21 protein-coding genes are annotated in these 21,333 nt (G+C 55.6%); 5 read left to right on the top strand and 16 right to left on the bottom strand.

What is annotated here, in order from left to right:
- Positions 1–128: 128 nt before the first annotated feature.
- On the bottom strand, positions 129–1,157 hold the full coding sequence (bamC, locus tag AC6I8K_RS13660) for an outer membrane protein assembly factor BamC (RefSeq protein WP_064739516.1): 1,029 nt from the start codon (positions 1,155–1,157) through the stop codon (positions 129–131).
- A 14-nt stretch (positions 1,158–1,171) separates the two neighbouring features.
- The gene (gene dapA / locus AC6I8K_RS13665; protein WP_007884824.1) at positions 1,172–2,050 is read right to left on the bottom strand and encodes a 4-hydroxy-tetrahydrodipicolinate synthase; all 879 of its coding nucleotides are present in this window, start codon (positions 2,048–2,050) and stop codon (positions 1,172–1,174) included.
- A gap of 143 nt (positions 2,051–2,193) precedes the next feature.
- On the opposite strand from dapA, the gene AC6I8K_RS13670 reads away from it, so the two are divergent.
- Both AC6I8K_RS13670 and bcp read left to right on the top strand, forming a co-directional pair.
- Complete coding sequence (locus tag AC6I8K_RS13670; protein ID WP_064739517.1) at positions 2,194–2,760, top strand: glycine cleavage system transcriptional repressor; 567 nt, start codon at positions 2,194–2,196, stop codon at positions 2,758–2,760.
- Positions 2,761–2,901: 141 nt separating this feature from the next.
- Positions 2,902–3,369, top strand: a complete 468-nt coding sequence (bcp, locus tag AC6I8K_RS13675; protein WP_064739518.1) for a thioredoxin-dependent thiol peroxidase — start codon at positions 2,902–2,904, stop codon at positions 3,367–3,369.
- Positions 3,370–3,403: 34 nt separating this feature from the next.
- Here bcp and AC6I8K_RS13680 read toward each other — a convergent pair whose 3' ends face one another.
- The 10 genes from AC6I8K_RS13680 to AC6I8K_RS13725 all read right to left on the bottom strand — a co-directional run bounded on the left by AC6I8K_RS13680 (position 3,404) and on the right by AC6I8K_RS13725 (position 13,341).
- Positions 3,404–4,477 (bottom strand): AI-2E family transporter, encoded by a 1,074-nt coding sequence (locus AC6I8K_RS13680; RefSeq protein ID WP_064739519.1) that lies wholly within the window; start codon positions 4,475–4,477, stop codon positions 3,404–3,406.
- An 85-nt stretch (positions 4,478–4,562) separates the two neighbouring features.
- The gene (locus AC6I8K_RS13685) at positions 4,563–6,155 is read right to left on the bottom strand and encodes a sensor domain-containing diguanylate cyclase (RefSeq protein ID WP_497826899.1); all 1,593 of its coding nucleotides are present in this window, start codon (positions 6,153–6,155) and stop codon (positions 4,563–4,565) included.
- 165 nt (positions 6,156–6,320) lie between these two features.
- Positions 6,321–7,139 carry a phosphodiesterase gene (locus tag AC6I8K_RS13690; RefSeq protein ID WP_497827251.1) on the bottom strand — a complete coding sequence of 273 codons (819 nt, stop codon included), beginning with the start codon at positions 7,137–7,139 and terminating at the stop codon, positions 6,321–6,323.
- Positions 7,140–7,238: 99 nt separating this feature from the next.
- On the bottom strand, positions 7,239–8,276 hold the full coding sequence (locus AC6I8K_RS13695; RefSeq protein ID WP_497826900.1) for an ABC transporter ATP-binding protein: 1,038 nt from the start codon (positions 8,274–8,276) through the stop codon (positions 7,239–7,241).
- Complete coding sequence (locus AC6I8K_RS13700) at positions 8,273–9,085, bottom strand: ABC transporter permease (RefSeq protein ID WP_497826901.1); 813 nt, start codon at positions 9,083–9,085, stop codon at positions 8,273–8,275. Before AC6I8K_RS13700 ends, AC6I8K_RS13695 begins: the two co-directional genes overlap by 4 nt.
- The gene (locus AC6I8K_RS13705) at positions 9,082–9,942 is read right to left on the bottom strand and encodes an ABC transporter permease (protein ID WP_497826902.1); all 861 of its coding nucleotides are present in this window, start codon (positions 9,940–9,942) and stop codon (positions 9,082–9,084) included. The genes AC6I8K_RS13700 and AC6I8K_RS13705 overlap by 4 nt, the downstream gene beginning before the upstream one ends.
- Positions 9,942–10,955 carry an ABC transporter substrate-binding protein gene (locus AC6I8K_RS13710; protein WP_497826903.1) on the bottom strand — a complete coding sequence of 338 codons (1,014 nt, stop codon included), beginning with the start codon at positions 10,953–10,955 and terminating at the stop codon, positions 9,942–9,944. Before AC6I8K_RS13710 ends, AC6I8K_RS13705 begins: the two co-directional genes overlap by 1 nt.
- Complete coding sequence (locus tag AC6I8K_RS13715) at positions 10,952–11,977, bottom strand: LacI family DNA-binding transcriptional regulator (protein ID WP_497826904.1); 1,026 nt, start codon at positions 11,975–11,977, stop codon at positions 10,952–10,954. The genes AC6I8K_RS13710 and AC6I8K_RS13715 overlap by 4 nt, the downstream gene beginning before the upstream one ends.
- Positions 11,978–12,103: 126 nt before the next feature.
- A complete protein-coding gene (locus AC6I8K_RS13720; protein WP_064739527.1) occupies positions 12,104–12,712 on the bottom strand; it encodes a DsrE family protein in 609 nt (202 codons plus the stop codon).
- Between the two features lie 23 nt (positions 12,713–12,735).
- On the bottom strand, positions 12,736–13,341 hold the full coding sequence (locus AC6I8K_RS13725) for a DsrE family protein (RefSeq protein ID WP_064739528.1): 606 nt from the start codon (positions 13,339–13,341) through the stop codon (positions 12,736–12,738).
- A 638-nt stretch (positions 13,342–13,979) separates the two neighbouring features.
- Here AC6I8K_RS13725 and bepA point away from each other — a divergent pair.
- Complete coding sequence (gene bepA / locus AC6I8K_RS13730) at positions 13,980–15,443, top strand: beta-barrel assembly-enhancing protease (protein WP_483815953.1); 1,464 nt, start codon at positions 13,980–13,982, stop codon at positions 15,441–15,443.
- A 194-nt stretch (positions 15,444–15,637) separates the two neighbouring features.
- Here the strand turns inward: bepA and hda are convergent, their stop codons facing one another.
- The 3 genes from hda to upp all read right to left on the bottom strand — a co-directional run bounded on the left by hda (position 15,638) and on the right by upp (position 18,533).
- Complete coding sequence (gene hda, locus AC6I8K_RS13735; protein ID WP_483817913.1) at positions 15,638–16,339, bottom strand: DnaA inactivator Hda; 702 nt, start codon at positions 16,337–16,339, stop codon at positions 15,638–15,640.
- A gap of 93 nt (positions 16,340–16,432) precedes the next feature.
- The gene (gene uraA / locus AC6I8K_RS13740; protein ID WP_483815954.1) at positions 16,433–17,716 is read right to left on the bottom strand and encodes a uracil permease; all 1,284 of its coding nucleotides are present in this window, start codon (positions 17,714–17,716) and stop codon (positions 16,433–16,435) included.
- Positions 17,717–17,906: 190 nt separating this feature from the next.
- Complete coding sequence (upp, locus tag AC6I8K_RS13745; RefSeq protein WP_008108331.1) at positions 17,907–18,533, bottom strand: uracil phosphoribosyltransferase; 627 nt, start codon at positions 18,531–18,533, stop codon at positions 17,907–17,909.
- A 241-nt stretch (positions 18,534–18,774) separates the two neighbouring features.
- On the opposite strand from upp, the gene purM reads away from it, so the two are divergent.
- Together purM and purN are read left to right on the top strand one after the other, a co-directional pair.
- The gene (purM, locus tag AC6I8K_RS13750) at positions 18,775–19,815 is read left to right on the top strand and encodes a phosphoribosylformylglycinamidine cyclo-ligase (RefSeq protein WP_497826905.1); all 1,041 of its coding nucleotides are present in this window, start codon (positions 18,775–18,777) and stop codon (positions 19,813–19,815) included.
- Positions 19,812–20,450 carry a phosphoribosylglycinamide formyltransferase gene (gene purN, locus AC6I8K_RS13755; RefSeq protein ID WP_497826906.1) on the top strand — a complete coding sequence of 213 codons (639 nt, stop codon included), beginning with the start codon at positions 19,812–19,814 and terminating at the stop codon, positions 20,448–20,450. Before purM ends, purN begins: the two co-directional genes overlap by 4 nt.
- Positions 20,451–20,559: 109 nt before the next feature.
- Here purN and pstB read toward each other — a convergent pair whose 3' ends face one another.
- The gene (gene pstB / locus AC6I8K_RS13760; RefSeq protein ID WP_064739532.1) at positions 20,560–21,327 is read right to left on the bottom strand and encodes a phosphate ABC transporter ATP-binding protein PstB; all 768 of its coding nucleotides are present in this window, start codon (positions 21,325–21,327) and stop codon (positions 20,560–20,562) included.
- Positions 21,328–21,333: the final 6 nt, after the last annotated feature.

Raw genomic sequence — 21,333 nt, forward strand, 5'->3', positions numbered from 1 at the left:
CGCCGGGCGCTATTATACACAAAATCATTCGAGATACAGGAAGGCGGCAAACGCATCTGCAGCTTGGAGGGTTTGTGTATATGCCAAATCAAAACAAAAAGGCCGGAAATCTCCGGCCCTTTGGCAATTTATTTCAGTGCGCCTTGAATCACCTGCACCAGCGCATCGTTCTGCGTCTGGGTTAGCACGTGACCTTTCGGATCGATGAACTGCAGACTGCTGCGGTTATCCAGATCGCCAACCTGCAATTTGTAATCGCCGTTTGGTAGTTCTGGATCTTTGGCACCGATCTCATCCCATACGCCGCTGCCCGGCTGTTTATAAGTGACTTTCAGGCTGCCCTGCGAACGGTTGTCGTCTGTCACTTCCATGCCCACGCGTTTCAGCGCCGCTGGCAAACGCTGCCAGGTGACGTTAAACGGTGCACGCAGAATCAACAGCGGTAAACCGGTGTCATCCGCGCCGCTCTGCACATCAATCTGTCCAGTAGCGCGGCTCGCCGCTGCAGCCTGGCTGGCAGAATCCACTTTATCCAGACCGGTGCTGATATCGTTCAACATCTGACCGGTATAGCGTTGAATCTGCGCCGGAGAGGTAACGGCTTGACCTGATTGCTGCAATTCGAGCAAACGTACCGTCAGCACTTGCTGGTAGCTCTGATTCTGCACGCTAATCTGATAGCGACCGCGGTACTGGTTATCTTCGTCAGCACGGTTCCACTGCACCCAATCGGTGGTCAGCTGTTGCGAAGCGTCATCACGCTGGGCAATCGGGAACTTGTAAGACTGAATGACACCTACCACTTGCGACCAGATAGAACCACGGCTGCTTTCTACTGCCAGCACGCCGGTATTGCCGGTGAACTGCGCGCGCGTGCCGTTCAGCAGGGCCAGCGGCTGGGCTGGCGGACGAATATCCAGCTCTTTGCCTACCGCGCCTTTCGCCACGCTATGCGGAACATCGTAATCACCATTCTGCAACGGCAGAATCATGCCCGCTGGGGCTTTTAAATCATGCAGATCAGGCGCCTGCAGGTAAGATTCATCACCGCTGACCTGGCGCTTATAACGCTGATCGTTGGAACACGCTGTTAGCAGCATCAGGGTGGAAAGGCCCACTACCGTTGCCAGCGTCGAGCGCTTAACTGAATAACTCATTGATTCTCCCTAAATTATCGCAGACCCGCTTTAATCAGCGCTTGCGCCGTTTTCGCCTGACCGGCTTCGGTCAGTGGCGTCATTGGCAAGCGCAGCGTGTCATCCGCGATTAATCCTAGCTGTTTTGCTGCCCATTTCACCGGGATTGGATTGGGTTCACAGAAAAGCGTCTGGTGCAGGTGCATCAGACGCTGATTCAGGCGACGCGCTTCGGCGAATTTGCCCTGTTGCGCCAAGGCACAGAGTTCAACCATTTCACGCGCTGCAATGTTGGCCGTGACCGAAATTACGCCTTTGCCGCCCAGTTGCATCGAGTCCAGCGCCGTAGCGTCATCGCCGCTGACGATGATGAACTCATCATTAACCAGCTCTTGGATCTGTGAGATACGCGATAAGTTCCCGGTAGCTTCTTTGATTCCGATAATATTTTTAATTTCGGCCAGACGCGCCACGGTTTCCGGCAGCATGTCACAACCGGTACGCGAAGGAACGTTATACAGCATCTGCGGCAGATCGGTACTTTCTGCTATGGCTTTAAAGTGCTGGAACAAACCTTCCTGAGTCGGACGGTTGTAGTAAGGCGTGACCGTCAAACACCCCACCACACCGCTGCCGGTAAAGCGTTTGGTCAGAGAGATGCCTTCCGCCGTGGCATTTGCGCCAGTGCCTGCAATAACCGGAATGCGGCCATCCGCCAGTTCCAGCGTTTGCATAACCACATCACCGTGCTCGTCATGGCTGAGCGTGGCAGATTCGCCGGTAGTGCCAACAGAAACAATCGCCGCGGTGCCGCTGGCAACATGATAATCAATCAGTTTTTTTAGACTTTCGCGGCAGACATTACCTTTTTCATTCATTGGCGTAATGAGCGCAACAATACTTCCGGTGAACATGGGCTATCCCCTCGACAAACAAGTGCCTCATGTTACGTTTTACATTGAAAGAAAAGCAAGCGAGCCACGCCATTCCCGCGCTTGTCAGCAGTTTTTTTTATGTTTACCTTATAGTTATTAGCGAACGTACAGGAAATGCCATTTTGTCGCAGTCACAGCCTCACCATCTGGTGATCACCGCACTGGGCGTTGATCGTCCGGGTATCGTCAATACCATCACCCGCCATGTCAGCAGCTGCGGCTGTAATATCGAGGACAGCCGTTTGGCCATGCTGGGAGATGAGTTCACCTTTATCATGCTGCTTTCCGGCAGCTGGAACGCGATAACCCTGATTGAATCGACGCTGCCGATGAAAGGGGCCGAACTGGAATTGCTGATTGTGATGAAGCGCACCAATGCGCGCGCCACACCGCCGATGCCGGCTACCGTTTGGGTGCAAATTGAAGTCCCCGATTCACCACACATCATTGAACGCTTTACCGATTTGTTCGACAAACATCAGATGAATATCGCCGAACTGGTGTCGCGGATTAAACCAGCGCAGGACGGTGTGGCACCCACGCTCTATATTCAAATGACGGCGCACAGCCCAGCCAATCAGTTCAGTGCGCCCATCGAGCAGGCTTTCAATCAGCTGTGCGAAGAACTGCATGCACAAGGTTCAATTCGTCTTTATAGTGTCACCGACGATGCTGACAGCACCGTTTAATCAGGCTCCGGGTTATTTCGCCACACACTCTGCCGCTGCGGCAAACCGTGTGGTGAAATAACCCTGACGGTAAACACCCCCTGGCACTTTTGCTCCTGATGGTGTATTACCCACAGCATGTAAAAAAAATGGAGAGTTGTGATGAATCCACTGAAAGCCGGTGATGCCGCACCGAAATTTAGCTTGCCCGATCAGGACGGCGAACAAGTAAATTTGGCCGACTTCCAGGGACAGCGCGTTCTGGTCTATTTCTATCCAAAAGCCATGACGCCGGGTTGCACCGTGCAGGCCTGCGGTCTACGCGACAACATGGAAGAGTTGAAAAAACAGGGTGTCACTGTATTGGGCATCAGTACCGACAAAGCGGAGAAACTGTCGCGCTTTGCCGATAAAGAGATGCTGAACTTCACGCTACTTTCCGATGAAGATCATCAGGTGTGTGAGCAGTTTGGCGTGTGGGGTGAGAAAACCTTTATGGGTAAAACCTACGACGGCATTCACCGCATCAGCTTCCTGATCGATGGCAACGGTAAGGTGGAGAAAGTGTTCGACGATTTCAAAACCGCCAACCACCACGATATCGTGCTGAATTATCTGGAATCAGCCTAATGTGAACGGGTGCGCAAGTCGCACCCGTTTTCTTTTACTCTATCCCCGGCTCATCGAGCGCCGGAGTTTCCGGCCACGCATGCACCACGGCTTTCACCAGCGTTGCCAGCGGAATCGCAAAGAATACGCCCCAGAATCCCCACATCCCGCCGAAAATCACCACCGACAGAATGATCACCAGCGGATGCAGGTTGACCGCTTCTGAGAACAGAATCGGCACCAGCACGTTGCCATCCAGCGCCTGAATCACCAGATAAATGGCGATCATCGTCCAGAAATCACTGCCCAATCCCCACTGGAACAGGCCAACGCCGATCACTGGGAGGGTTACCACCATTGCGCCGATATAGGGAATTAAGACGGAAATACCGACCAGCACCGCCAGCAGCAGCGAGTAGTTTAGGCCCAGCAGCAGGAACGCCAGCCAGGTAACCAATCCCACCGCTACCATCTCCAGCACTTTGCCGCGAATGTAGTTGGTGATCTGTTGATTCATCTCTTGCCACACCACGCCCGCTAAACCGCGATTGCGCGGTAGCACGCGGCGCACCGCATTCAGCATCTGCTCTTTATCTTTCAGCAGGAAGAACACCATCAGCGGTACCAGCACCAGATAGATCATCAGCGTCATAAGCCCCACCAGCGACGCCAGTGAATACTTCACCAACGATTCGCCCAAGCCCGTCAGACGGCTGCGCAGGTTCTCGACAATAATATCGATGATGCCGGCATCGACCAGCGCCGGATAACGCTTCGGCAAGCCAGCGGCAAACACATAGAGCTTATTCAGCATGTTGGGTAAGTCGCGCGTCAGGTTGATGCCCTGCTGCCATGCTACTGGAGCGACAATCAGCACCATCACCAGCAAGATACCCGCAAACACCACCAACACCGCACTGGTTGCCCAGGTTCGGCTACAGCCCACGCGCTGCAGACGCACCGTTGGCCACTCAAGGAGATAGGCCAGCACCAGCGCCACCAGCAGCGGTGCCAGCAAACCGCTGAGGAAGAACAGAATGCAAAACGCCGCCAGCAGAATTACCAGCAGCCCGATGGCCTGCGGATCGCTGAAGCGGCGTTTGTACCATTGATAAAGCAGAACGAGCATGAAAACATCCTTGAAACTAAAACAGAAAAGCGCACGTTGCGTCGCGGCGCAATGTGTGGCGACGCAACGTGCATGATTTGAAGGGTTAATGCGTGATACTACTCACCAACGCATCCTGACCGGAGATCATCACACAGTTGCGTCCGGCATTTTTCGCCTGATACAGCGCGGCATCGGCTTGCTTAAGGCTTTGCTCCTGCGAACCACTTTCCGGCTGCCAGTCGGCAATACCCACCGACAGCGTGACAGTGCCGACCTGATCAATCCAGTTTTCCGCAATGCTGATGCGCACGCGCTCGGCCAGAATGCGCGCATCTTCCACCGACGTCGCAGGCAACAGCATCAGGAACTCTTCCCCGCCGTTACGACACACCACATCGGTTTGACGTGCGCTGCTGCGTAAGGTTCGCGCCACATGTTTAATCACCTCATCACCAACGTCATGGCCGAAGGTATCGTTGACCCGTTTGAAGTGATCGATATCCAGCGCCAGAACTGAAAACGGCTGGCGCATGGTGGCGAAGTAGTCGAGCACGGCACTTAGGCCACGGCGGTTGAGCAGATTGGTCATGGGATCGCTCTGCACTTCCGATTTCAGGCGGCCAATTTTGTCCTGCACTAAACCAATACCGGTAAGCAACGCGCGTTTGACCTGCGCCGCTTCGAAATACCACGCACGAATGCCGCCAATCTCACTCGACACGCCTTGCGAATCCATCTGGCTGGCTTTACGCGCCAGCTGCCAAAGCGGCAGCGCAATCAGACGTGCCAGAATCACTGCCACCAGCAAGGTCAGCAGCGCAAACGGCACCGAGTTTTTCAGCACTTTCAATAACAATCCCGAGAGCGGTGCCAGCGTGACATCCGTTGATTTCAACGCCACCACCATCCAGCCGGTGGTCGGCACGATGGCATAACCGGCCAGCTTGGTTTTCCCCTCTTCGCTCAACTGCACTTCACCGTTGGTGTGCTCCTCGCGCTGACGATCGCTAACGATGCCTGGCACGCTCTTGCCAATCAGTTGGTTGTTCTGGTGATACAGCACCTGATTATTACTATCCATCACGTAAACCTGGGTGCCATCACGGTAGAACTGCTCGCCGAGCAGCGCGTTCAGGATGCTTTTCTTCTTCAGATAAATGGTGCCGCCGACATAGCCGAGGTAGCGCCCTTCTTTACTCCAGATTGGCCAGGAGACAAACACAATCAGGTTGTTGGCGGCGGAGATGCTGGGCTTGCTGACCATCGGCTGACGCTTTGCCAGCGCTTCACGCGATGACTGGCTGGTCAGCTGCATGCCTTTCAGCATGAGTGACTCTGGCGAAATCGCTTTCACGATACCGTTACTGTCTACCACCGCGACCGAGTTAAAACTGTTGGTTTGTTCGCGCAGCCTGTTCACTTCTTGCTGCGCCAAATCTTCGTTCTCAAAATCATTGCCTAACTGGGTCGCACTGTAGTGCAGCTGCGACTGAGCCAACTGAAAGAAGACCTCAGTGGTGGCCGCCAGTTTGGTCGCGTAAGCGCGATTCGCTTCAAGCGTGCTTTCAATCAGGACCATGCGTTGCACGCGCCAGGTGGCGTACAGCGTATTGGCGAGTGTGATGACGATGCTGGTGATCGCCAGTAGTGCGATCAGCGTACGCAGGTCAGTTTTTGGCCGCAGGCGCATCAGCATGGAGCACCTGCTCTGGTGAGTAGATTCATAAATTTGTGTGCCTGACAGTCTTGTTATTGTTGGATGCACTTGCCCTGGTGAGGGAACGGGCGATTGTACACCTACAACTCAAATTGAGCACGACGCATCCTGCCAGCCACCCATAATTCTTTCTCTACGCTGGCGCTAATCGATCAAACCGTTGGCATCATAAAACGGCCACGGACCGGGATAATCGCCAATGGCACACAAATGCGTGCTCATGCCCTGCTGCGCATGCCAGCGATGCAGCAGGAAACCGGGCGGCTCCAGCACAAAATTAGCGGGCGCTTTATCCGCAAGATTAAACGCCACCTGATGCGATACGCCCGGTGCCACGCACGCCAGCGTACCGGCAAACCGCGCCTGCACTGAGCGATGTAGATGGCCGCTCAGCACACGTTCCACCTGCGGATGGCGCTGGATAATCGCCGCCAGCGCCGCCGGATTGCGCAGCGGCTGGTTATCCATATGTTCGATGCCACAGAGAAACGGCGGATGATGCAACATCACCAGCGTTGGCAACTGCGGATGGCGCTGCAACTGCTCATCAAGCCATTGCAACTGCGCGTCATCCACATAACCCCAAGGCTGCTGCGGCACGCTGGAATCGAGCGCCAGCAGTTGCACACCTTTCAGTTGCATCTGCCAGTTCAGGGTTTCACCGTATTGCAGATAGTGATGATCCAGGAACGCCGCACGCAGCGCCTGGCGATCATCGTGGTTGCCCGGCATCAGCAGAAACGGCAATTGCAGCTGACGCAGCACCTGCTTTAACGTTTGATACTCTTCAGCCGTACCGAAATCGACCAGGTCGCCGGTAATCACCACAATGTCGGGTCGCGGTACCAGCCGGTTCAGCGTCTCAATCACCCGCAGCAGCGCGGCTTGCGTGTCGACTTTTTTGTATGACAGGCGACCATTCGCCTTAATGTGTAGATCGCTGATTTGCGCGATCAGCGTCATGGCTTCAGACACGAATCTTTTCCTCTGGAAAGTTATGCGCTTCGGTCGCCATTAATGGCGACCCTACGACGAGACTGCATGCATTTGTAGGGGCACCATTTATGGCGACCCTACGACGAGGCTGCATGCATTTGTAGGGGCGCCATTTATGGCGACCAAACCCATTAAACGGGCATCCTGCGCCAGCGTCCAGCTCACCGCTTGTCCGGCATGCCAGGTTTCACGCGCGTGGCGATCCACCTGAATCGGCATCGCCAGCCCGATATCGATCATCAACCGCTGCGACGCGCCCAGGAAGGTGCTGGCGACAATAAAGCCCCGTCGCGTGTAACGATCGTCGCTGGCCAGCAGCACATCTTCCGGGCGGCAGAAACGCTGCGGATTGCCGTGCACATCCACATCCACGCAGTTGATCGCGCCAACAAAATCGGCAACAAATTTTGAGGCCGGATACTGGTAGATATTTTGCGGTGTATCGATTTGCACCAAACGGCCCTGCTCCATCACCGCAATGCGATCGCCGAGCGCCATCGCTTCCTGCTGATCGTGCGTCACGTAGACCGCCGTGATCGCCAGCTTCTTCAGTAATGTGCCGATTTCCAGTCGCAGACGATCGCGCAGGCGCGCATCCAATGCTGCCAGCGGCTCATCAAACAGCAGCACTTTGGGTCGTGCGGCTAACGCCCGCGCTAACGCCACGCGCTGCTTCTGCCCGCCGGAAAGTTTGTCGATGCTGCGCTGTGCTAGCGCGGTGAGGTCCACCAACGCCAGCATCTCCTGCACGCGTGCTTCCCGTTCGGCCCGCGCCACACCTTGCACTTTCAGACCATATGCCACGTTCTCAGCCACATTCAGATTGGGGAACAGCGCATAATTCTGGAACACCATGCCAACGTTGCGTTTTTCAATCGGCAACGCGGTAACGTTGCGATCGTCAAACCACACTTCGCCACCGACATCACAGCTCTCTAGCCCACTTATAATGCGCAGCGTGGTGGTTTTGCCGCAGCCGGATGGTCCTAGCAGCACCAGCGTTTCGCCGGGATGGACCGTAAGATCGAGCGGTTGCAGCGCCTGATGATGATGAAAGTGACGTGCGCAACCACGCAGCGTCACGGTAACGGCCGCAGAATTCATGCTGCCTCCTTGTGTTGGCGCGAGACCGCGCGGTTAAGCCAGTGATTTACGGCATTGAGCATCAGCAACAGCGGCAGAATCATTAGAATAAAAATCAGTGTGTAGGCGGAACCCACTTCCAGCCGCATTGAGGCGTAGCTGTCGGCCAGGCCAACCGGCAGGGTTTTGGTTAGCGGCGTGTGCAGCATCCAGGTGATGTTAAATTCACCGACCGACAGCGTGATCACCATAAAAGCGCCGGCGAGAATGCCATTGCGGCAGTTGGGTACCACCACGGTAAAGAAGCGCTGCCACTGGCTGGCACCGAGGCTGGCAGACGCTTCTTCCAGACGCGGCATATCCACCGCCTGCATCACCGCCAGTACCGGCCGCATCATAAACGGCAAGGTAAACAGCACGTGACCAATCAGGATGAACACCCAGCTATCACGCAGGCCGGAAAACTGGCCGTAGAGCAGAATGATGCCGAGCGCCGTTGCCAAACCGGGCAGCGCCACCGGCAGCATCAGACACTCTTCAATGCGAGCCGCCCAACGTCCCGGCGCTTTCAGCAACCCCCACGCGGCGGGCACGCCAATGATTAAGGTAATCAATAGGCAATACAGCGCAATCACTAGCGACAGCCAGAAGGTATCGGCGTACATCTGCCACACTTGCGCCACCCACTTCAGCGTGAAACCGCTGCGCAGGCCGATAAAGTAGTTATTGGTGACGCCCGCCAGCATCGACAACACCACCGGCACGATCATAAACAGCGCGGTGATGGTGGTAATCAGCAGCTGCAGGCTAAACAGTCCGCGACGATTCATTGCGCCTCCTTTGACTGCGCCAGACGGCGCGCCAGCATCAGTCCCAGCCAGGCGAATCCGCCCATCACCACTGACAGCGCGGCGGCGGTGGCAAAGTTGGCGTAGTTAGTGAATTCGCCATAGATGGTCAGCGGCAGCACCGCCAAATCAGTGCCGAGCGTAAAGGCGGTGCCAAAAGCGCCCATGCTGGTGGCGAAGCAGAGCGCGCCAGTGGAGAGCAGCGCCGGTTGCAGGCCCGGCACAATCACATCCCAGGTGATGCGCCACTGGCTGGCACCCAGCGAACGCGCCGCTTCTTCCAGCGAGCGATCGAGTTTTTCACTGGCCGCCACCAGCGTGATGATGGCGCGCGGCAGCGAAAAATAGAGGTAGCCGATAAACAGGCCCACCAGCGAATAGGCCAGCGTCCAGCGCTCATGCAACAGGCTCATGCTGATTTGCGCCAGCAATCCCTGACGTCCGGCCAGCATTACCACCAGAAAGCCCACCACCACGCCGGGAAACGCCAGCGGGAAAGTCAGCAACGCCAGCAAGGTGCCGCGCCCGGCAAAACGCTGACGCGCCAGAAAGCAGCCAACGATAGCGGCAATCAGTAACGTTACCAGCGTCACCGCCAGCGACAGTAGCACGGTGTTTAGCAGGCTCAGCAGATAGTGCGGCTGAGTGATCACCGTCCAGTAACCACTGTGCTGGGTGCTACGATCGTCCTGCATACCGATTTGCAACAGGCGGGCAAACGGCAGTAGCCAGAAAGCGCAGAAGAACAGCAGCGTGGGCAGCACCAACCACAGCCAGCGGCTGCCCGGTTGCGTCCGTATCTGGCGGCGCGAAGCCGCCAGGGTGTCAGCCATCGACATTAACGCATCTCACTCAGGTATTGCGCCGAGAAGGCTTTCTGCGCATCGGCCATCTGCTGATAGTTCACCGTTTGCGCGCGCGCATAATCGCTATCTGGCAGGAAAAATGTCCTGGCCTGCGCTGACATCGCTGAGGTGCGTACCGGACGTAGGAAGGCATTAGCCCAAATCGCCTGACCTTTATCCGACAACACGTAGTCGATCACTTTCTTACCGTTGGCAGCGTGCGGCGCGTTCTTCACCAGGCTGATAACGTACGGCACCGTAACCGTGCCCTCTTTCGGGATCACAAAGGCGACGTTGGCGTGATCTTTATATTTGGCGCGATAGGCGTTGAAGTCGTAGTCGAGCAGGATCGGAATCTCACCGGAAATCAAACGCGCGTAGGCGGTCTGCTTCGGTACGATCGGCTGGTTAGCCTGCAATTTTTTGAACCAGGTCAGTGCGGGCGTGAAGTCTTTCATGTTGCCGCCCTTTGCCTGGTTTACCGCTACGGCCGCAACGTAACCGACAAAAGCGCTGGCGGGATCGAGATAGCCGATCATGCCCTTGTATTCGGGTTTCAGCAGATCATCCCAGGATTGCGGTACCGGCGCCCCACCAAGTGCGTCCACGTTAACCATAAATCCCATGGTGCCGGAGTGCAGCGCCACCCATTTGCCATCAGGATCTTTCATTCCAGCGGGGATGTCGTCCCAATGTGCCGGTTTATAACTGTTGATGACGCCGGCGCTGTCCGCCTGGATGCCAAAACTGACGCCGTAATAAACCACATCTGCCACCGGATTGCCCTTTTCCGCCACCAGCTGCGCCAGCGCCTGGCCGGAGTTTTTGTTGTCCTGCGGCACCTGAATCCCGGTGTCTTTGGCAATGGCGCTAAGCTGGGTTCCCCAGTCCGCCCACTCGGGCGGACAGTTGTAGCAAATCGCCGTATCGGTAGCCTGCACCAGCGGGCTGAGCAGCGAACCGGCGGTCAGTGCGAGCACCCCGGCAATCATTGTTACTTTTTTCATGATGGTTCCCTGATGTTGGCAATGGAAGAAAAAGCGGTTGATGGCGCAGCGATACTTGCACCAAGCCTTAATCGATGTGGCAGCACGCGGGTACCGCGGCTGGCTTGTTGTAACAGCATGTCGATCGCCCCGGCGCCGAGCAGGTCGGCTGGTTGGGTCACGCTCGCCAGCGACGGCGCAATTTGCTCGCCGATATCGATGCCATCAAAACCCATCACCGACAGCTGCTGCGGGATGCGCACCCCCGCGCGTGCCGCGGCACCGATCAGGCTGATGGCGAGCAGATCGTTGGTGCAAACCACCGCGCTCAGCGGCGTTTCACCACGCAGCTGTGGCTGCAACAGCGCAAAATTAGATTGTGTATGGCTGGGCATTTCGAGTACCGGCAGCGCGCGCAACCCGGCCTGATGCATGGCATCGCAATAGCCCTGATAGCGCAGACGCGCGCGGTCGGATTGCAGCATCGGACCGGCCACCATGCCGATGTGGCGATGGCCGAGTTGCAGCAGATGTTCAGTGGCTTGCTGCATCGCCAGGCGGTTGTCGACGCAAATCGCTGGCCAATCGGTCGCCTGCGGCACGTTGTGCGTCAACACAAACGGCATACTGGCCTGATGCAGCGTACGCAGGATGGCGCTGTTATCGGCGTCGGCGACGGTGAGAACCAAACCGGCAACGCGCTGATTCAACATATGTTCCACAATCGCCGCTTCACGCTCTGGCTGATAATCGCTGGTCGCCACCAACAGGCCGTAATCTGCCGCGCGCGCCTGGCGCTCCATCGCGTGTAATTGGCGGGCGAAAATCGGATTAAGCAGCGACGGCAGCAGCACACCGAAGGTGGTAGATCTCTGGGTGCGCAGCTGGCGGGCAATGTGATTAGGGCGAAAGCCGAGTTGCTCAGAGGCGTTCAACACTTTTTGCAGGGTGTCAGCACGCAGCAGATGCGGATCGGAGAATGCGCGTGCGGCGGTGGCGCGAGAAACGCCAGCCAGTTTGGCTACGCTGATTAAATCGGACATGTTCGCCTCTTAAAGTGCCAATGAGATCGATCTCATCGGCGCTTAAAGTAGTGGCGAACTGTGACAGCAACATCGCGAAAACATGACGAACAGATGACAGCAGCGCGAACTGCTGTCAGGCAGACATTACAACATCAGGAAGGCATATCCTTCGTTTTGCAGCGACGCCACGGTGGTGCCGCTCGACAGCGTGTGGGTAACGCGCGTATCAATCCAGTCACGCTCCAGCTGATGGAAAGCCACCGACTGATCGCAGATGGTCACCTTCACGCCGGCTTTTCTCAGCTCATCAATCAGCTTGAGATTTGGGTTATCGGTGCCATACGTTTTGCGGAACTGATCGTTATTCAGCGCTGCCGGGACCGCATCGCTGTTGATCGAGACCACAAACTTTAGCTGATCGAGCGGTACGCCTGCCGCGTAATAGAGGTTAGTCACGCGCGCCACGCGTTCCAGCCCGAGGTTCGGCTGGCGGACATCCCCTTCATTGCGGTTAATCTGGAAGACGATTTTATTGCTCAGTCCGGGCGTGGTGGCCGGATTGTAGTCCGGCACATTTACAAAGTGGATCTTGCCGTAACCGGCGATAGCTGGCGTGCTCCAGAAGTCGGCAGGCTCGCTTTTCTTATCGGCAAACTTGTCGCTGACCTTGTCGACCAAATCGGGGAGCTGTAATACATTGCCGCCGACAAATCCTGCCAGGGCCGCAATAACGATATAGGATGCTGGACGCATTTCACTTCTCCTGTGCCTGAAATTTACATCTGTAAGAGTGCATAACCCTGATTTTCCAACGTCGACACGGTGGTCGGGCTGGAGAGTGCATGAATCACTGATTGGTCGATCCACGCTTTCGGGAAGTGATGGAACGCGACCGACTGATCGCACACCGAAACTTTCACGCCCAACTTATTCAGCGCGCCAATCAGCGCCAGATTAGGGTTGTCGGCCTTATAGAATTGTTGGAAATGCGCGTTATCCAGCATCGCAGGTGTGGCATCACCGGTGACCGACACCACAAAATGCAGATCATCGGCCGGTACGCCCGAGGCGATGTAGAGATTCACCACGCGCGCTACGCGTTCCAGTCCGAGGTTTGGACGCTTCATATCTCCTTCGCTGCGGGTGATTTGAAACACGATTTTGTTACTTAAACCGACCACCGGCTTGAATGCCGCATCAGCTTCATAATGGATTTTGCCGTAGCCTTCGACGGCAGGTGTGCTCCAGAAGCCGTCGGGATCGCTGGGTTCAGACGAGAAATGGCTGACAACACGCTGATACAAATCATCACCTTTGCTCACGGTGGCGCCAACAAAGCCACCGACAATCGCGATCAGGGCGTATGAAACTACAGAACGCATAAAAACTCTCCGGCTTACACTGCGCGTCAATTCACAGTCCGTTTGAAAAAAGTGCTTTATCTATACCACAGCGTGAGCAGGGCAAAAGTCCTGTAGTGATGGGCTGTCCGGCTCAATGGTTGCGGGAAAAATAATTAGCTCGGCTAATTGAAAAAGCTTTTCGATTGTCGCATTGGGGAGAGTTAAGAAATGGCTGGCCGTGAAAGGGTTATCACAATCCATCAGGAGTAAGTTTACGTGCGTTTAAAACATAGCCAATAATAACTGTATAAACTGCTTTTCATGTTGGCTTCACGATTAAAATTCTTGATGGATAAAGCGGGCCAAACCCACTGATTTACCACTACTTTTCAGAGTAAACCTGGAAAATTTCATGCCAAATTCAATAATTTTGAGCAACTTTACGTAACTTTAACTTTTGTGCGCGGACAACTCTGGTTAACTCGCTCTCTCATATTCAATTTTTTGCGGCAATTTCGCCATGCTGTAACCTTTTTTCATTTAAAAACCCTTAAGCTTCATCATTTGCTTGTCGCCGCGGTGTGGTTAAGATAGAACGCGCTGCACACAGAAAATAGACGCAGAACATTTGAACAACGTACCTGTCCAAATTCGGGTGACTTTTACAGGATCAAGGCATGTTTAACCGGTTGAAAAAATCAGTACTGGCGGCCCTTATTCCTACGCTGCTGCTGACGTCAGCGCCCAGTGCGCGTGCCGACGTCAGTGATACGCTGCCCGATATGGGCACCACAGCAGGTTCCACGCTGTCGATTAATCAGGAACTGCAGATGGGCGACTTCTACGTACGCCAACTGCGCGCCAGTGCGCCTCTGATTAACGATCCGCTGTTAAATCAATATATTAACGAACTTGGCCAGCGTTTGGTGGCTCACGCTAATTCCGTCCGCACGCCCTTTCACTTCTTTCTGATTCAGAACGATGAACTCAATGCCTTCGCCTTCTTCGGCGGCAACGTGGTGCTGCATTCGTCGCTGTTCCGCTATACCGATAATGAAAGCCAGCTGGCATCGGTAATGGCACACGAAATTTCGCATGTGACCCAGCGTCATCTGGCGCGCGCCATGGAAGAGCAGAGACGCAATGCGCCACTGACGTGGGTGGGCGCGTTGGGTTCGATTCTGCTCGCGATGGCCAGTCCGCAAGCGGGGATGGCAGCGCTGACCGGTACGCTGGCGGGCGCGCAGCAAGGCATTATCAGCTTTACCCAAGGCAACGAACAGGAAGCCGATCGCATTGGCATTCAGGTGCTGCAACGCGCCGGATTCGATCCACAAGCCATGCCGACTTTCCTGCAGAAGCTGGCGGACCAGAGCCGCTTCTCCTCCAAGCCTCCGGAGATTTTGCTGACGCACCCGTTACCCGATAGCCGCCTCGCCGATGCGCGCAACCGCGCTAACCAGATGCGTCCGGTGGTGGTGCAGTCGTCGCAGGATTTTTACATGGCCAAGGTGCGTTCGCTCGGCATGTATTCCACTGGCCGCAATCAGCTGACCGATGATCTGTTGAATGAATATGCCAAAGGCAACGTGCGTGAACAGCAGGCGGCACAATACGGCAAAGCGGTGCAGTTCCTGCAGGCGAAAAGCTTTGATAGCGCCAAACGTGTGATCGCCCCGCTGCTGGCGAAGCAGCCGGATAACGTCTGGTTCCTTGATATCATGACCGACATCGACATCGGGCTGAATCAGCCGCAGCAGGCGATCGCCATGCTAAGCAGCGCTAAAGGCAGCAGCACCAATCCAGTTCTGCAGTTGAACCTGGCTAACGCCTATGTCGAAGCGAAGCAGCCAGCCAACGCCAGCCGCATCCTCAATCGCTATACCTTTGCCCATCCGGACGATGTCAACGCCTTTGATCTGCTGGCGCAAGCCTCTGCGGCGCAGGGTTTACGCGATGAAGAACTGTCGGCGCGCGCTGAAGGTTTGGCACTCAACGGGCAGCTCGATCAGGCGATTTCCACCTTGAGCAGCGCCAGCGCACAAGTACCGCTCGGCAGCCTAAAACAGGCGCGCTATGACGCACGCATCGATCAGTTCCGTGAACTACAGAAACGCTTCAAGGTGTATCAGAAGGGATAATGTCCAGGTGCGCATAAATGCGCACCCTACGAAAACCGCGCACGTAGGGTCGCCATTCATGGCTTGATGCCGATCGCTTAAGCAGTGAATAAATCATCGCACGTTCCGTAGCGGCGCGATTTATCGCGCAATGAATTGCGTCGCTACGGCATGTGGCGCGGTTAATTCAGCTTAAATCCATTCGTTACAATGAGTTAAAGATCAAGCGCTTCCTTAACAAACGGAATGGTGAGTTTGCGCTGGGCGCTAATGGAGGCACGATCGAGGCGATCCAGCGTATCAAACAGCGTGCGCATCTCACGGTCGAGGCGTTTCAGCAGGAAGCGCCCGACATCTTCCGGCAGCTCAAAGCCCCGTAATCCGGCACGCAGCTGCATTGCCTGTAATTTGTCGTCATCAGACAGCGGCTGTAAACGGTAGATTTGCCCCCAATCGAGGCGTGAAGCCAGATCCGGTAAGCCGAGATTCAGTTGGCGCGGCGGTCGATCGCCGGTAATCAGCAACCGCGTTTTACCGATTTCCAGAATGCGATTGTAGAGATCAAATATCGCCATTTCCCACTCTGGATCACCCGCGATGCATTCGATATTGTCGATGCACACCAGCGCCAGATTCTCCATTCCTTCCAGCACCTCCGGCACAAACCAGGTGCGTTTATCCAGCGGCACATAGCCCACCGCTTCGCCGCGCGCCGAGAGTTCCGCACAGGCTGCGTGCAGCAGATGACTGCGGCCACCGCCTTCGCGCGACCAGAAATAGAGATAGCTACCGTGTTGCTGAGAGAGTGCGCCTTGCAGCGCCGCCAGCAGAGACGTGTTTTCCCCCGGCCAGAAACTGGCGAAGGTTTCATCATCGGGTAAATAGAGTGGCAATGAGAGCTGTGCCGGCGTGTTCAGAAGTACCTCAACGGATGAGCGGGCAGAAAACCGCGCAAGTTTATCACGATCTTTGCCGGAGATGAACCGGGCTTCCCTGCCCGGCTTGCCGCTTTAACTTTCGCGCTTCTCTTCCGCGTCCAGCACCACTTCTTCTGGACGTAATACGCTGATTAAACGGAAGATCAGAGCCAAGCCAACGCCAACAATGGTCGCCAGCGCCATGCCTTTCAACTCTGCTGCGCCAATGTGCACTTTGGCACCGCTCACGCCGATGATCAGGATCACCGAGGTCAGGATCAGGTTCTGCGCTTTGTTGTAATCCACTTTAGATTCGATCAATACGCGAATACCCGACGCGCCAATCACGCCATATAGCAGCAGCGATACGCCGCCCATCACCGGTACAGGAACGGCCTGAATCGCCGCCGCCAGCTTGCCGACGCATGAAAGCAGGATGGCAAAGATCGCCGCGCCGCCAATCACCCAGGTGCTATACACGCGAGTTATCGCCATCACGCCGATGTTCTCGCCATAGGTGGTATTTGGCGTGGAGCCGAAGAAGCCGGAGATCATGGTGGATAAACCGTTGGCGAACATTGAGCGGTGCAGGCCCGGATCGCGGATCAGATCTTTCTTCACGATGTTGGCGGTCACCACTAAATGTCCGACGTGCTCGGCAATGACCACCAGCGCAGCTGGCAGAATGGTCAGCATCGCCACCCACTCAAAACGCGGCGTATAGAAAGTTGGCAGTGCGAACCACGGCGCATTCTCTACCGCTGTCCAGTCCACAATACCCATCGCATAAGAGAGCGCATAGCCGACTAACACGCCGACTAAAATCGGGATGATGGCGAGGAAGCCCCGAAACAGCACCGATCCAAATACCGTCACCGCCAGCGTCACCATCGAGATGATCACGGTTTTGCTGTCTGGCGATGTGCCTTCAGCGGGCAGCAAACCGGCCATGTTCGCCGCCACGCCCGCCAGTTCAAGGCCGATAACCGCGACAATCGCGCCCATCGCCGCCGGAGGGAACATCACGTCAAGCCAGCCGGTACCGGCTTTCTTCACGATCAACGCCACCACGCAGAACAGAAAACCGCAGAGGATAAAGCCGCCCAGCGCCACTTCGTAACCCAGCGGCAACAGCAGCAGCACCGGCGAAATAAAGGCAAAGCTCGATCCGAGGTAAGCCGGGATTTTGCCTTTACAGATGAACAGATAAAGCAGCGTGCCGACGCCATTGAACAGCAACACCGTGGCCGGGTTGATGTGGAACAGAATCGGCACCAGCACGGTAGCGCCGAACATGGCGAACAGGTGCTGCAGGCTGAGTGGAATGGTTTGCAGCAGTGGCGGGCGTTCGTTAACGCCAATAGCGCGACGAGTCATTATTATCCCCTATCCTCTTCGTTCTTCGCGCTATGGCTGCGTTGGCTGCTCCCGTCCACCCGAATCACTTACTGAAGTAAGCTCATCGGGATGAACGCGATTGCCGCATTGCCCTAGCGCGAATAACTCGAGGATGACATTGTTGTGTTTTTAGACAAAAAAAAGCCGACTCTCTGGCCGGCTGGTTGCTTTATTTGGTTCCGAAAATTTTGTCCCCGGCATCGCCGAGTCCGGGAATGATGTATCCCTTTTCGTTCAATCCCTGATCGATAGACGCGGTATACAGCTCCACATCCGGATGCGCTTTCTCCAGCGCCGCAATGCCTTCGGGTGCCGCCACCAGCACTAACACTTTAATACTGGTGCAACCGGCTTTCTTCAGCAGATCGATAGTGGCAATCATTGAACCACCGGTGGCCAGCATCGGATCGACCACCAAAGCCAGACGCTCTTCAATGTTCGAGACCAGCTTCTGGAAATACGGTACCGGCTCCAGCGTCTCTTCATCACGATAGACGCCAACCACGCTGATACGTGCGCTCGGCACATGCTCAAGCACGCCTTCCATCATGCCGAGGCCCGCACGCAGAATCGGCACGACGGTGATTTTTTTACCTTTGATCTGATCGATTTCAACGGGGCCGTTCCAGCCTTCGATCGTCACGCGCTCGGTTTCCAGATCGGCGGTGGCTTCATAGGTCAGCAAGCTGCCCACTTCCGAGGCCAGCTCGCGGAAACGCTTGGTGCTGATATCATGCTCACGCATCAGGCCCAGTTTATGTTTGACCAGCGGGTGTTTGACTTCCACGATCTTCATGATTGTTCTCCCGGAATTGAGTTGAGCTAAAAAAAAATCGCCGGATTATACCGCCTTTTCACCACCGCGCCATATGTCATTGGTCAATGGGCCGATTCATTACGCGCTGGAATAAGGATTGGCGAAAATTCAGCGCTGTGCAAAGGCAGCATGAGATGGGACTCGCAAACGTTTGCCTGCGCTGTTAGAATTGCCGCGCTTAATTTTTGCCACCAACCGCAATTCGCGTGGGGATTCCGCAGTGACCGACAAAACCTCTCTCAGCTACAAAGACGCCGGTGTTGATATTGATGCTGGTAACGATCTGGTTGACCGTATTAAAGGCGTAGTGAAAAAAACTCGCCGCCCGGAAGTGATGGGTGGATTGGGCGGATTCGGCGCGCTTTGTGCGCTGCCGCAGAAGTACCGCGAGCCGGTGCTGGTCTCCGGAACCGATGGCGTCGGCACCAAGCTGCGTCTGGCAATGGATCTCAAACGCCACGACAGCATCGGTATTGACCTGGTCGCGATGTGTGTCAACGACCTGATCGTGCAAGGTGCAGAGCCACTGTTCTTCCTCGATTATTACGCGACCGGCAAGCTGGACGTGGATACCGCTTCATCGGTCATCACCGGCATCGCCGAAGGTTGCTTGCAGTCGGGTTGTGCGCTGGTAGGCGGCGAGACCGCTGAAATGCCAGGCATGTACCACGGCGAAGATTACGACGTCGCCGGTTTCTGCGTCGGCGTGGTGGAAAAATCAGAAATCATTGACGGTTCGAAAGTGCAGGACGGCGACGTGCTGATCGCGCTGGGTTCCAGTGGTCCACACTCGAACGGTTACTCGCTGGTGCGCAAGATTCTGGAAGTCAGCCAGACCGATCCAGAGACCAAACAGCTGGATGGCAAATCACTGGCCGATCACCTGCTGGCGCCAACCCGTATCTATGTGAAAAACATTCTCAGCCTGATCGAGCAGGTTGATGTGCATGCGATTTCGCATCTGACCGGTGGCGGCTTCTGGGAAAACATCCCGCGCGTGTTGCCAGACAACACCCAGGCAGTGTTGGAAGAGAGCAGCTGGCAGTGGCCTTCTGTGTTCAGCTGGTTGCAGCAGGCTGGCAACGTCAGCCGTCACGAAATGTACCGCACCTTTAACTGTGGCGTGGGCATGGTGATTGCGCTGAGCCCGGCAGAGGCGGATAAAGCGGTGCAGCTGATGACTGACGCTGGCGAAAAAGCGTGGAAAATCGGTGTGATTAAAGCTTCTGATTCTGAAGAGCGTGTGGTTATCAATCCATGAAGAAACTGGTTGTACTGATCTCCGGCAACGGAAGCAATCTTCAGTCCATCCTCGACGCCTGCGCAAGCGGGCGTATTAACGGCAGCGTCGCTGCCGTTTTCAGTAATAAAGCCAGTGCCTTTGGTTTAACGCGTGCGCAGGAAGCCAATGTCCCGCAGCATGCGTTAGCCGCCAGTGATTTTGCCGACCGTGAAGCCTTTGATCGCCAGCTGATGCAGGAGATTGATGCTTATGCACCGGATATGGTGGTGCTCGCCGGTTATATGCGCATCCTCAGCAGCGCTTTTGTCGCGCACTATCACGATCGTTTGGTGAACATCCATCCTTCGCTTCTGCCAAAATACCCGGGCCTGCATACGCATCGTCAGGCGCTGGAAAACGGCGACGAGGAGCATGGCACCTCGGTGCATTTTGTCACTGACGAGCTGGATGGCGGTCCGATTATTTTGCAGGCGCGCGTGCCAGTGTTTGCGGGCGACAGCGAAGACGAGATCAGCGCGCGCGTGCAGCATCAGGAACACGCGATCTATCCGCTGGTGATCAGCTGGTTTGTTGATGGGCGTTTGCAGATGCGTGAGGGTAAAGCGTGGTTGGATGGTCAGCCGTTGCCGCCGCAGGGTTACGCCCACGACTGAATGATATGCATATTCCGTAGCGGCGCGATTTATCGCGCATTTCGATGGCACCATCGTGCCGATCCAGACATTGCGCAATAAATTGCGCCGCTACGAATCGCAGACTTTTTTAACCAAACCTTCCCGTAATGTAATCTTCGGTGCGTCGCGCTTTTGGCGAGGTGAAGATGCGGTCGGTTTCGTCAAACTCCACCAGTTGCCCGTTATGCATAAACGCGGTGTAATCCGACACGCGGGCTGCCTGCTGCATATTGTGCGTCACCAGCACCAGCGTGAAATGCTGCTTCAGCGTGGTCATCAACTCCTCAATCACCAGCGTTGAAATCGGATCCAGTGCCGAGGTGGGTTCGTCCAGCAGCAACACTTCCGGCTCAATCGCAATGGCGCGCGCAATCACCAAACGCTGCTGCTGGCCGTTGGAGAGCGTTAACGCGTTTTGTCCCAGCTGGTCTTTCACTTCCCCCCACAATGCCGCGGCACGCAGCGCGCGCTCACAGGCTTCATTCAGCACACGACGATCGCGCACGCCCTGCAAGCGCAGGCCATACACCACGTTTTCGTAAATCGATTTGGGGAACGGATTCGGTCGCTGAAATACCATGCCAATACGGCGGCGCAGTGCGGGAAGATCCTGATTGGCCTGCATCACCGCGTAATTATCAAGCAGAATCTCGCCCTCAATACGGCAGCGATCAATCACATCATTCATGCGATTAAAGCAGCGCAACAGCGTCGATTTTCCGCAGCCGGAGGGACCAATCAACGCCGTGATGCGGTTTTTCGGGATCTGCAGATCGATGTTATTTAGCGCCTGGCGTTCGCCATACCACAGCGACAGCTGATTAACGCTCAGGGCAATGTCGTAATCGGGCGTCATCAAAAA

The organism is Pantoea sp. X-Soil-ISGK-421, assembly GCF_059730785.1.

What these genes read in the sequence shown, in the direction of transcription:
- bamC (WP_064739516.1), bottom strand. Translation starts at nt 1,157, where the DNA reads ATGAGTTATTCAGTTAAGCGCTCGACGCTGGCAACGGTAGTGGGCCTT.
- dapA (WP_007884824.1), bottom strand. Translation starts at nt 2,050, where the DNA reads ATGTTCACCGGAAGTATTGTTGCGCTCATTACGCCAATGAATGAAAAA.
- bcp (WP_064739518.1), top strand. Translation starts at nt 2,902, where the DNA reads ATGAATCCACTGAAAGCCGGTGATGCCGCACCGAAATTTAGCTTGCCC.
- AC6I8K_RS13680 (WP_064739519.1), bottom strand. Translation starts at nt 4,477, where the DNA reads ATGCTCGTTCTGCTTTATCAATGGTACAAACGCCGCTTCAGCGATCCG.
- AC6I8K_RS13685 (WP_497826899.1), bottom strand. Translation starts at nt 6,155, where the DNA reads ATGCTGATGCGCCTGCGGCCAAAAACTGACCTGCGTACGCTGATCGCA.
- AC6I8K_RS13690 (WP_497827251.1), bottom strand. Translation starts at nt 7,139, where the DNA reads ATGACGCTGATCGCGCAAATCAGCGATCTACACATTAAGGCGAATGGT.
- AC6I8K_RS13695 (WP_497826900.1), bottom strand. Translation starts at nt 8,276, where the DNA reads ATGAATTCTGCGGCCGTTACCGTGACGCTGCGTGGTTGCGCACGTCAC.
- AC6I8K_RS13700 (WP_497826901.1), bottom strand. Translation starts at nt 9,085, where the DNA reads ATGAATCGTCGCGGACTGTTTAGCCTGCAGCTGCTGATTACCACCATC.
- AC6I8K_RS13705 (WP_497826902.1), bottom strand. Translation starts at nt 9,942, where the DNA reads ATGTCGATGGCTGACACCCTGGCGGCTTCGCGCCGCCAGATACGGACG.
- AC6I8K_RS13710 (WP_497826903.1), bottom strand. Translation starts at nt 10,955, where the DNA reads ATGAAAAAAGTAACAATGATTGCCGGGGTGCTCGCACTGACCGCCGGT.
- AC6I8K_RS13715 (WP_497826904.1), bottom strand. Translation starts at nt 11,977, where the DNA reads ATGTCCGATTTAATCAGCGTAGCCAAACTGGCTGGCGTTTCTCGCGCC.
- AC6I8K_RS13720 (WP_064739527.1), bottom strand. Translation starts at nt 12,712, where the DNA reads ATGCGTCCAGCATCCTATATCGTTATTGCGGCCCTGGCAGGATTTGTC.
- AC6I8K_RS13725 (WP_064739528.1), bottom strand. Translation starts at nt 13,341, where the DNA reads ATGCGTTCTGTAGTTTCATACGCCCTGATCGCGATTGTCGGTGGCTTT.
- bepA (WP_483815953.1), top strand. Translation starts at nt 13,980, where the DNA reads ATGTTTAACCGGTTGAAAAAATCAGTACTGGCGGCCCTTATTCCTACG.
- uraA (WP_483815954.1), bottom strand. Translation starts at nt 17,716, where the DNA reads ATGACTCGTCGCGCTATTGGCGTTAACGAACGCCCGCCACTGCTGCAA.
- upp (WP_008108331.1), bottom strand. Translation starts at nt 18,533, where the DNA reads ATGAAGATCGTGGAAGTCAAACACCCGCTGGTCAAACATAAACTGGGC.
- purN (WP_497826906.1), top strand. Translation starts at nt 19,812, where the DNA reads ATGAAGAAACTGGTTGTACTGATCTCCGGCAACGGAAGCAATCTTCAG.
- pstB (WP_064739532.1), bottom strand. Translation starts at nt 21,327, where the DNA reads ATGACGCCCGATTACGACATTGCCCTGAGCGTTAATCAGCTGTCGCTG.